This window comes from Streptomyces sp. NPDC057137, from assembly GCF_042670825.1.
GTDB lineage: Bacteria > Actinomycetota > Actinomycetes > Streptomycetales > Streptomycetaceae > Streptomyces.
This window is the reverse complement of the sequence record NZ_JBHUUW010000082.1, coordinates 20,564-31,020: the sequence shown is the minus strand read 5'-3', so window position 1 is coordinate 31,020 and position 10,457 is coordinate 20,564. Positions and strand designations below refer to the sequence as shown.

General features: G+C 71.4%; 8 protein-coding genes. 1 reads left to right on the top strand and 7 read right to left on the bottom strand.

The features are described 5' to 3' along the window. Nucleotides 1-145: 145 nt before the first annotated feature. The 4 genes from ACFT9I_RS36000 to ACFT9I_RS35985 all read right to left on the bottom strand — a co-directional run bounded on the left by ACFT9I_RS36000 (nt 146) and on the right by ACFT9I_RS35985 (nt 3,732). A complete protein-coding gene (locus ACFT9I_RS36000; protein WP_382571525.1) occupies nt 146-469 on the bottom strand; it encodes a hypothetical protein in 324 nt (107 codons plus the stop codon). Further along, nucleotides 466-843 carry a WhiB family transcriptional regulator gene (locus ACFT9I_RS35995; RefSeq protein ID WP_382571523.1) on the bottom strand — a complete coding sequence of 126 codons (378 nt, stop codon included), beginning with the start codon at nt 841-843 and terminating at the stop codon, nt 466-468. Before ACFT9I_RS35995 ends, ACFT9I_RS36000 begins: the two co-directional genes overlap by 4 nt. Nucleotides 844-1,016: 173 nt before the next feature. Further along, nucleotides 1,017-1,376: a hypothetical protein gene (locus ACFT9I_RS35990; protein ID WP_382571522.1), complete on the bottom strand. Its 360-nt coding sequence runs from the start codon at nt 1,374-1,376 to the stop codon at nt 1,017-1,019. 154 nt (nt 1,377-1,530) lie between these two features. Continuing rightward, the gene (locus ACFT9I_RS35985) at nt 1,531-3,732 is read right to left on the bottom strand and encodes an ATP-dependent DNA helicase UvrD2 (RefSeq protein ID WP_382571521.1); all 2,202 of its coding nucleotides are present in this window, start codon (nt 3,730-3,732) and stop codon (nt 1,531-1,533) included. A gap of 150 nt (nt 3,733-3,882) precedes the next feature. Here ACFT9I_RS35985 and ACFT9I_RS35980 point away from each other — a divergent pair, with 150 nt between their 5' ends. Next, nucleotides 3,883-4,125, top strand: a complete 243-nt coding sequence (locus ACFT9I_RS35980; protein WP_382571520.1) for a mycoredoxin — start codon at nt 3,883-3,885, stop codon at nt 4,123-4,125. Between the two features lie 99 nt (nt 4,126-4,224). Here the strand turns inward: ACFT9I_RS35980 and nudC are convergent, their stop codons facing one another. Genes nudC through ACFT9I_RS35965 form a run of 3 tightly spaced genes read right to left on the bottom strand, consistent with a single transcriptional unit; the run spans nt 4,225 to nt 10,274 of the window. Further along, nucleotides 4,225-5,175, bottom strand: a complete 951-nt coding sequence (gene nudC / locus ACFT9I_RS35975; protein WP_382571518.1) for an NAD(+) diphosphatase — start codon at nt 5,173-5,175, stop codon at nt 4,225-4,227. A gap of 38 nt (nt 5,176-5,213) precedes the next feature. Further along, entirely contained in the window at nt 5,214-6,620 is a 1,407-nt protein-coding gene (locus ACFT9I_RS35970; protein ID WP_382571516.1) for a dipeptidase, read from the bottom strand. 9 nt (nt 6,621-6,629) lie between these two features. Continuing rightward, nucleotides 6,630-10,274, bottom strand: coding sequence for a UvrD-helicase domain-containing protein (locus ACFT9I_RS35965; RefSeq protein WP_382571514.1), 3,645 nt, complete (start codon nt 10,272-10,274; stop codon nt 6,630-6,632). Between the last annotated feature and the right edge of the window lie 183 nt (nt 10,275-10,457).

Genomic DNA, 10,457 nt, shown 5'->3' with positions numbered 1-10,457 from the left:
CGGTGGTGCACCCGGCGGCCGCGGCTGTGGGGGGGGGGTGGGCCGTTCCCTTACACCCCCCGGGGGGGGGCGGGCCGTTCCGCCCCGCCCCCCCGCGTCTGAGGTGTTCAGGGCTCGTGGCGTTGTCGCGCCCGGCCGGTGGTGGTCAGTTCATGACCGCCATGGCCAGCGCGCGGCGGGCGCGCATCGACACGCGCTCGGCGCGGCGCTGCATCCGCCGAGCGGCGACCAGGCGCACGGCCTGGCGTTCCGCATCGGCTTCACGCAGGCGCTCGGCCATATGCACACGTGCCATGGCTTCTGGGATGAGTTGCATCTCGCGGGTCCTGTTCTGACGCGAGTCGCTCGCGCCGGTGGTACTGACAGCTGAAACGGCGGAGCCGGACGGCTCTCGCAGGGAAGAGGTCATCGGGGCCTGCTTCTTGGGATCGTGCGTGAAAGGGCGGTCGATGGTGCCGGTGGCGTTCATGCCGCGACCGGGTTCTTGCGCGGACGGCCACGAGGCCGCTTGCGGGCAACGACCACACCCTGGATGAAGAGTTCGCCGCCCCAGACACCCCACGGCTCACGCCGCTCCTTGGCGCCGGCGAGGCAAGCCTCCATCAGCGGGCAGGTGCGGCAGAGCGACTTGGCGTACTCGACGTCGGCCGGGGACTCCGCGAAGAAGACCTCGGGGTCGTAGGCACGGCAGGGAACGGGTACGCCGAGGTTCTCGATGGCGTCGTCGAGCGCGGTGAGCGCGGTGAGCGCGGTGAGCGGGGTCAAGGTGGAGTCCTCCGTGGCGCGGGGCGGGGTGATCGTTTCGGAAGGCGGTACGGACGGGGCGTGCGCTTCGAGTTGCACGGTGGTGTCTTCCTCGTCTGGTCGGTCCGGCCTGTTGGCCAGGTGTCGGCTGGTACCGGGTGGTGTCTTCTCCCGAGGCCCCTTCGCTCCGTCCGTCCCGTTCGGGACAAACAGAAGGGCCGCGGATCCCGGGTGGGGTTCCGCGGCCCTGAAGGCGCCGGCCTGATCATGAATCAGGCTGGATCACTCCAGGGTTCAGGCCCACGGATGGCCCACATCGTGTGGTGCTGCTTCGTCTGCTTCTTCGATTCGGCACCGGCTGCCGCGAACTCATAGGCCTTGGCCTGTGCTGCCGCCACTTCTGCTGCCAGTGCCTTACTCGGTCGCTCATTGCCGCCTGTGACAACGCCTGCGACAGGGAGAGTCACGGGGTTGATCCGGCCGGCGCGGGCGCCGGACAGAGCGGTGGCGATGAACGAAGATCCATCAGTGGCGAGCAAGCCGGGCCGCAGAACGTCGAGAGAGCAGCCGGAGACGACCGAGAGATCGGTCATTTTGGCGGTGCTGACGAACTTGCTGGTGATGCTGATCACTGGAATCGCCTCCTCTCGGCGTATCGAAATCCGGATACCACTTCGGACAAGTAGAGCACGGGGACGGGGCTTCGGAGAAGCCCGCCGTTCCCGTGGTTAAGAACCTATGGTGATTCGCGGGGCGGGCGCAAACTATTTTCTCGACGAGTTTGTATCAGCTCTCCTCGTCCTCCCCAACAGGCTCCTCACCTGCGCAGATGGCGAGGACATCGGCTCCGAACCGCTCCAGCTTGCGGCCACCGACGCCGGAGATCCTGGACAGCTCACCGTCGTCGCCCGGCACGGACTCCGCGATCGCCATCAGCGTCTTGTCGGTGAACACGCAGTACGCGGGCTGGCCCAGCTGTTTCGCCTGGTCGGAGCGCCACTCGCGCAGCCGCTCGTACAGCCCCTCGTCCATGTCCGAGGGGCAGCCCTCGCAGCGCATCAGCTTCATCTCGCCCGCGTCCGTCAGCGTCGTGCCGCAGACGCGGCACAGCACCGGGCCGCGCCGCTTGCGCCGGCCGCCGCGCTCGGCAGCGCCGCCCGCCGCCGCGCCGGCGCCCCGCGTTCCCGGGGCGGCGGAGCCCGGCCGCAGACCGCTCAGGAAGCGGGTGGGGCGCCGGGAGGCCCGGCCCCCGGGGGCCCTGGAGAGCGCCCAAGAAAGGGAGATGTGCAGCCGGGCGCGGGTGACCCCCACGTAGAGGAGCCTGCGCTCCTCCTCGACCTGCTCGTCGGTCTTGGCGTACGTGATCGGCATCATGCCCTCGGTCAGGCCGACCAGGAACACGGCGTCCCACTCAAGGCCCTTGGCCGCGTGGAGCGAGGCGAGGGTGACTCCCTGGACGGTCGGGGCGTGCTGGGCGGCGGCGCGCTCGTCCAACTCGCCGACCAGATCGCCGAGGGTCGCGGTCGGCTTGGCCCGGACGAAGTCCTCGGCGAGCCGAACGAGAGCGGCCAGCGACTCCCAGCGGTCACGCACGGCGCCGGAGCCCGTGGGAGGCTCGGTGGTCCAGCCCTTGGTGGAGAGCACCGCCCGCACCTGCGACGGCAGATCGACGACGTCGTCCAGCAGGGAGTCGTTGCCGCCGAAGCGGGCCGCGCCGCGCAGGGCCGCGCCCGCCTCCCGTACCTCCTGGCGCTCGAAGAACCGCTCGGCGCCCCGGAGTTGGTAGGGCACCCCGGCGTCGGCGAGAGCCTGTTCGTAGACCTCCGACTGGGCGTTGATCCGGTACAGCACGGCGATCTCGCCGGCCGGGACGCCCGCCGCGATGAGGTCGCGGATACGGCGCGCGGTGCCCTCGGCCTCGGCCGGCTCGTCCGCGTACTCCGTGTAGACGGGCTCGGGACCGGCGTCGCGCTGCGAGATCAGTTCCAGCCGGTGCTCGGCGGCGCGGCCCCTGGCCTGATTCAGCAGGCCGTTGGCCAGGTGCACGACCTGGGGGGTGGAGCGGTAGTCACGGACCAGCTTCACCATCGTCGCGCTCGGGTGACGCGTGCGGAAGTTCAGCAGATGGTCCGGGGTGGCTCCGGTGAACGAGTAGATCGTCTGGCTGGCGTCGCCGACGACGCAGAGATTCTCCCGGTCGCCCATCCAGAGTTCGAGGAGCCGCTGCTGGAGCGGGCTGACGTCCTGGTACTCGTCCACCACGAAGTGCTGGTACTGGCTGCGGATCTGTTCGGCGATGTCGTGCCGGTCCTGGAGGATGCCGACCGTGAGGAGCAGGACGTCCTCGAAGTCGATCACCGACCTGTCTCGTTTCAGCTGTTCGTACATCGCGTAGATCTGGCCGATTTCCGCCGGATCGCGCGGGGCGTCGCGGTGGGACTTGGCGACGGCGGCCGGGTAGTCGGCGGGCACGGTCTGCGTGACCTTGGCCCACTCGATCTCGCCGGTGACATCCCTCAACTCGTTGCGGTCGAGCCGGATCCGGCAGCGGGCCGCCGACTCCGCGACCAGCTGGACCTTGCGCTCCAGGAGCCGGGGCAGCTCGCCGCCGACCACCTTGGGCCAGAAGTACTGGAGCTGGCGCAGCGCCGCCGAGTGGAACGTGCGCGCCTGGACACCGCCGGAGCCGAGCTGGCGCAGCCGTCCGCGCATCTCCCCCGCCGCCCGGTTGGTGAAGGTGACGGCGAGGACGCTGGCGGGCTGGAGGATCCCGGCCCGCACGCCGTACGCGATCCGGTGGGTGATCGCGCGCGTCTTGCCCGTGCCGGCACCGGCCAGCACGCACACCGGACCGTGCAGCGCCGTCGCGACCTCGCGCTGCTCCGGGTCGAGCCCGTCGAGCACCGCGTCGGCGTCGCGAGGCGGGGCCACGAACTGGCTGCCGTCGGAATCCTGCGGGAAGAGTGAGGAGTGCGTTGCTGCTGTCACCCCGCCATGCTGCCAGGTCCCGTGAGGCTGGTGCTGCACTTGTCCACAGGGGAGTCCCGTTGTTCGTACAAGTACGGGAATGGTGACCAGGTCACGTACGTTCACCTGTCAGCGAAGACATTTCGAGCCTGCCAGAGGAGCGCGAGAGACATGCCGGGGACCGTGACGATGTACAGCACCACATGGTGCGGATACTGCCGTCGGCTCAAGGGCCAGATGGACCGCGAAGGCATCGCGTACACCGAGATCAACATCGAGCACGACCCGGATTCGGCGGCGTTCGTCGAGAAGGCGAACGACGGCAACCAGACGGTGCCGACCTTGCTCTTCGCGGATGGTTCGACACTGACGAACCCGTCCCTCGCGCAGGTCAAGCAGAAGGTCGGCGCCTGAGCCCACGGGCCCGGTACGACACCGCAGGAGCCCCCGCCGGTCGGCGGGGGCTCCTGCGTGTTCCGGTCTGTTCCGGTGTGTTGTACCAGTGCGTTCCGGTCAGCTGAGCGGCTTCGGCAGCGGCTTTCCGTACCAGAGCTCCGTCAGCCGCGCCGCGATCGAGATGCCGGACGGCGGCAGGACCTCGCCCGACTCGATCGCCACCCGCAGGTCGTCGCGGGAGAACCAGCGCGCCTCCTGGATCTCGTCGCCGTCCACGGTGATCTCGGAGGACGTGGCGCGGGCCATGAAGCCCAGCATCAGGCTGGAGGGGAACGGCCAGGGCTGGCTCGCGACGTACTCGACGTCGCCGACCGTGATGCCCGCCTCCTCGAACACCTCGCGTGCCACGGACTGTTCGATCGACTCCCCCGGCTCCACGAAGCCCGCCAGCGTCGAGAACCGCCCCTCCGGCCAGTGCACCTGGCGGCCGAGGAGCGCGCGGTCCTGTTCGTCGGTGACGAGCATGATCACGGCGGGGTCGGTACGGGGGTAGTGCTCGGCGCCGCACGCCGGGCAGCGGCGGATGTGGCCGGCCGCCGCGATCACCGTGCGCTCGCCGCAGCGGGAGCAGAAGCGGTGCAGCCGCTGCCAGTTCTCCAGCGCCACTGCGTGGACCATCAGGCCCGCGTCGCGCGGGGAGAGCAGCAGCCCCGCCTCACGCAGACCCGCGGGGCGCGCCGACTGGTCCATGCGGCCCGGCAGCGAGTCCTTCTGCAGAGCGAAGTAGCTGACGCCGTCCTCGTCCGTACCGAGGAAGTAGCGGTGGGTCTCGGTGAGGGGCGCCTCGAAGGACGGGGTCATGACGAGTTCGGTGCGGCCGTCCGGGGTGTCGTCTATCAGCACCTGACCGGCGGAGACGACGAAGACCCGCGTCGTCGGGTGGCTCCAGGCCGCGGCCAGCCACGCCTCGTCGAGGCGATGGTGGGCGGCCCGGTCGATGCCGCTGTGGGAGGCGAGGACGATCGGCCGGTCTGCGGCGGAGTCCCCGCCGCTGGTGGTGGTGCTCACTGGTACTTCCAACTCCCCCGGATGGGATGGGTGTCTGTTCAGCGGAGAGCGGCGGCGAGATCGCTCCAGAGGTAGGCGGTCGTCTCCACGCCTTTCAGCAGAAGGTCGATCTCGACCTTCTCGTCGGGCGCGTGCCAGCCGTCGGACGGTACGGAGATGCCGAGGAACAGGACGGGTGCGCCGAGCACGTCTTGCAGGTCGGCGGCCGGTCCCGAGCCGCCCTCGCGGGTGAAGCGGATCTTCTGGTCGAAGGCGCGGCCCATGGCCCGTGCGACCGACTGGAGCGCGGGATGGTCCAGCGGGGTCAGACAGGGGCGGGTGCCCGCGGCGAAGGTGGTCTTGTGGCGGATGCCGGCCGGGATCCTGGTGTCGATCCAGTCACCGACGGCCCGCTCGATCCGGTCCAGGTCCTGGCCCGCGACCAGCCGGAACGAGAGCTTCAGCCGGGCGGACGACGGGATGATCGTCTTGCCGCCGGGGCCCTGGTAGCCGCCGCCCATGCCGTTGACCTCGGCGGTGGGACGGGCCCAGACGCGCTCCAGGGTGGAGTACCCGGCCTCGCCGAGCGTGCCGTGCGACTTGGCCGTACGCAGCCACGCGTCCTCGTCGAAGGGCAGCTCGGCGATGAGCGCGCGCTCGGTGTCGGTGAGCGGCGTGATGCCGTCGTAGAAGCCGGGCACGGTGACCCGCTCGTGCTCGTCGTGCAGCGCCGCGACAAGCCGGGCGGCGACGGTGGCCGGGTTCGGTACGGCGCCGCCGAAGGAGCCGGAGTGGATGTCCTGGTCGGGGCCGTACAGCTCGATCTCGCACTCCGCGAGGCCGCGCATTCCGGTGCAGACGGTGGGGGAGTCCTCGGACCACATGCCGGTGTCGGAGACGATCACGGCGTCGGCGGCGAGGCGGGCCGCCCGCTGTTCGACCAGCGCGCGGAAGTGCGGCGAGCCGGACTCCTCCTCGCCCTCGACGAGCAGTTTCAGATGCACGGCGGGGGTGGTGCGGCCGGTGGCGGCGAGATGGGCGCGGACGCCGAGTGTGTGGAAGAACACCTGTCCCTTGTCGTCGGCGGCGCCGCGCGCGTACAGCCGGCCGTCCTGGACGACCGGTTCGAAGGGGTCGGTGTGCCAGCCGTCCTCGCGGGCCGCGGGCTGTACGTCGTGGTGACCGTAGACCAGGACGACCGGGGCCCCGGGGTCGTCGGACGGCCATTCCGCGAAGACGGCGGGGGCGCCGGGGGTGTCCCAGATCTCCGCGACGGGGAAGCCGGTCTCGCGAAGTTTCGCCGCGAGCCAGTCGGCGCTGCGCCGTACGTCCGCGTCGTGGTCGGGCTGCGCCGAGACGGACGGGATGCGCAGCCACTCGGCGAGGTCGTCGAGGAAGGCCGCACGGTGGGACCGGATGTAGTCACGGGTGTGCGTACGGACGGCGCTGTCCGGGGTCTCGCTCATACATCGAGCCTATCCGGCTCCGGGGGTGCTCTCGTCTGCCGTTCGCCGTTCGAGATGTGGTTCTGACGTGTTGTCGCCAAGGTCGGGGGCGGAGGTGCGATCGGTGCCGTCGTCCGTGCCACTGTCGGTGCCCTCATCGGTGCCGTCATCCGTGCCGTACAGCAGGACGCGTTCCAGTTCGGTGCGGCCGGGCAGGCCCTCGGGGCGTACGGACTCGCCGCTCCGTACGTAGAGGAAGGTGGCCGTGACCGTGTCCGGGGGGATGCCGTGCTGCTCGGCCCAGGCCAGGCGGTAGACCGCGAGCTGGAGCGGGTCGGCCGTACGGCCGCGGCTGGTCTTCCAGTCGACGATCTCGTACGTGACGGTGTCCGTCAGCGGGTCGACGTCGCGGTACACCGCGTCGATACGGCCCCGGATCACCCGGCCGGCGAGGGTGAGCTGGAACGGCACCTCGACGCGGTACGGCGTGCGCCGGGCGTACGGGGTGCGGTCGAAGGCCTCCTTGAGGGCCACCAGATCGCGTTCGTCGGCGATCTCCGGCTCGTCGGCGGCGCCGCCGGGCAGTTCGTCGGGGCCGAGCATCGGGAGCGGCAGCGCGTCGAACCGCGACTCCACCCAGGCGTGGAACCGGGTGCCCCGGCGCGCGGCGCGCTGCGGCGGGCGGGGCATGGGACGGGCCAGCTCCTGCGCGAAGCCGTCGGGGTCGGCGGCCAGGCGCAGCAGTTGGGAGGCGGAGAGCGACGGCGGCACGGGAACGTCGCGGACGCGTGCGCGGGCGCGCAGCAGCTCGCCGGAGAGAGCGTCGAGGTCGCGGTCCCAGGAGGCGAGCGTGCGGGTCTCCTCCGGGGTGAGGCGTTCGCCGTCCCCGCCTCCTACTGAGGGCGGGGACGCGTCGGCCGGGGTACGGGGGGCCGGCAGGTGCTCCGGGATCTCCTCGTGCCGCGGGTGGTCACGTCCCGTCTCCCAGTTGTCCCAGTCCGCCAGATCGTCGTGCTCCCACTCGTCGGGGGCATCGGGCTCGTCGGGGGCGTCTGCGGCGCCTGGGGCGTCCAACTCGTCCGGCTTGTCCGCCGGGTCGTCGTACGCGTCGTACGGCGCCGGGGCGCCTTCCTGGAGCGCCGGTTCGTCGTGCGGCGTCTCCCCCGCCCAGGGCGAGGCCGTCAGCGCGTCCAGGTGCGCCAGGACCGTGTCCGCCGCCGTGCGGCGGCGGGCCAGGGACTCCGGGTCCAGCGGGAGCGGCCACGCCCGCGCCTCGGCCGCCGCGAGCAGCGCGGGGTTGTCCTCGGTCTCCGGCGGCTCGTCGGCCCACACCTCGATCTCGCCGAAGCCCGCCGCGCAGTGGTCGTGCAGGGCGTGCAGGAAGTCCGAAGGGCCACGGGCGCGCTTCTGGGTCGGGCCCCACCAGTGGCCCGAGCCCAGCAGCAGCGAGCGCGGGCGGGTGAACGTCACGTAGCCGAGGCGCAGTTCCTCACTGTGCTGGTGCGTACGCATCTCGTCCTTGAACGCCTTGAGGCCCTTGGCGTCCCACCCCGGCACCTCCGGGAGGGTCGGGGCGTCGCCGCGCAGGGCGTGCGGCAGGACCTTCGACTGGGACGTCCAGGCCTCGCGCGCCTTGCTGTTGGGGAACTGTCCGGTGACCAGGCCGGGGACGGCCACGACGTCCCACTCCAGTCCCTTGGACTTGTGCGCGGTGAGGACCTTGACCGTGTTCTCGCCGCCGGGCAGCGCGTTGTCGAGCCCCTTCTCGTACTGCGCCGCCGTCCTGAGGAAGGCGAGGAATGCGAGGAGCGTGGCGTCCCCGTCGAGCGCGGCGAAGGAGGCCGCCGTGTCGAGGAAGTTGCCCAGGGTCTCGCGCCGGCGCGCGGCCAGGGCGTGCGGCGACGCCGAGAGTTCGACCTCCAGGCCGGTGGTGGCGAGGACCCGGTGCAGGACGTCCATCAGCGGGTCGGCCAGCGAGCGGCGCAGATCGCGCAGTTCGGCCGCGAGCCGGGCGAATCGGACGCGCGCGGCGGCGGAGAACGGCAGACCGTCGTCCTTGCCGCCGGCCGACTCCAGGAATGTGTCGAGCGCGTCGGCGAGCGATATCACCTCGGCGGGGTCGGTGCCCTCGACCGCCGCCGCCAGTCGTTCGTCGGGATCGTCGGCGTCGGCGCCGCTCGCACGATGGACCAGCAGGCGGGCGCGGCGGCCCAGGAGGGCCAGATCGCGGGGGCCGATCCGCCAGCGCGGGCCGGTGAGCAGCCGTACCAAGGAGGCGTTGGCGCCCGGGTCCTGGAGGACCTCGCACATCGCCACGAGGTCGGCGACCTCCGGAAGATGGAGCAGCCCGGAGAGACCGACGACCTCGACGGGCACGTCACGGGCGACGAGCGCGCTCTGGATCTCGGGGAAGTCACCGGCGGTGCGGCACAGCACGGCGATCTCGCCGGGCTCCTTGCCCGTGCGCACCAGATGCGCGATGGAGTCGGCGAGCCAGTCCAGCTCCTCGGCATGGGTACGGAGGAGGGCGCACCGCACGATGCCGTCGCGTTCGGCGCCGGGCGCGGGCCGCAGGGCCTCCACGCCCTCGTGCATGGCACGCAGCGGCCCGGCGAGACCGTTGGCGAGGTCGAGCAGGCGGCCACCGCTGCGGCGGTTCTCGCTGAGCGAGAAACGGGCGGCCGGGGTGCCGTCGGCGTAGGGGAAGTGGGAGGGGAAGTCGTCCAGGTTGGCGACGGAGGCGCCGCGCCAGCCGTAGATCGCCTGACAGGGGTCGCCGACGGCCGTGACCGCGTGGCCGGTGCCGGCGCCGAAGAGGCCCGACAGGAGCAGGCGTTGGGCGACGGATGTGTCCTGGTACTCGTCCAGCAGCACCACGCGGAACTCGTCGCGCAGGATGCGGCCGACCTCGGGCCTGGTGAGGGCCAGCCGCGCGGAGAGGGCGATCTGGTCGCCGAAGTCGAGCAGATCGCGGGCACTCTTGGCCTTGCGGTACCGCCCCACCAGATCGAGCAGTTCGCGGCGGGCGGTGGCGGTCTCGGGCACCTTGCGCAGGTCGGCGTTGGTGAGCCGGGCGCCTTCGAGGGTGTGCAGCAGTTCGGTGTCGTACGCGGCGAGTTCGCCGGTCGGGACGAGGTGCTCGGCCAACTCCGCGTCGAGCGCCAGCAGATCGCCGACCAGGGCGGGGAACGATCTGGTCAGGGAGGGATACGGGCCGGGGGCCTCCTTCAGCACCCGCGCGGCGAGCTGGTAGCGCGTGGCGTCGGCCAGCAGCCGGGCCGTCGGCTCAAGCCCTATCCGCAGGCCGTGGTCGGTGAGGAGTTGTCCGGCGAACGCGTGGTAGGTGGAGATGCGGGGCTCGCCGGGCGGGTTGTCCTGGTCGAGCAGATCGGGGTCGGTCACCCCGGCCCGTACGAGCGCCTTGCGGACCCGCTCGGCCAGCTCGCCCGCCGCCTTGTTGGTGAAGGTGAGTCCGAGCACCTGCTCGGGCGCGACCTGGCCGGTGCCCACCAGCCACACCACGCGGGCCGCCATCACCGTCGTCTTGCCCGAGCCCGCCCCGGCGACGATCACCTGCGGTGCGGGCGGTGCGGTGATGCACGCCGTCTGCTCCGGGGTGAACGGGATGCCGAGGAGTTCGTTGAGCTGCGCGGGGTCGGTGATACGAGCGGACACTTCAGAGAGGCTATCGGGGACCACTGACAGGAGGACGACGGACAGTTCAGACAGATCCGGACGTCACGGCCGTCTGGTGTGCGACGTCACCGTCGCCCGGTGTCCGACGTCACCATCGCCCGGTGTCCGACGTCACCATCGCCTGGTGTCCGACGTCACGACCGCCCGGTGTGAGACATCACC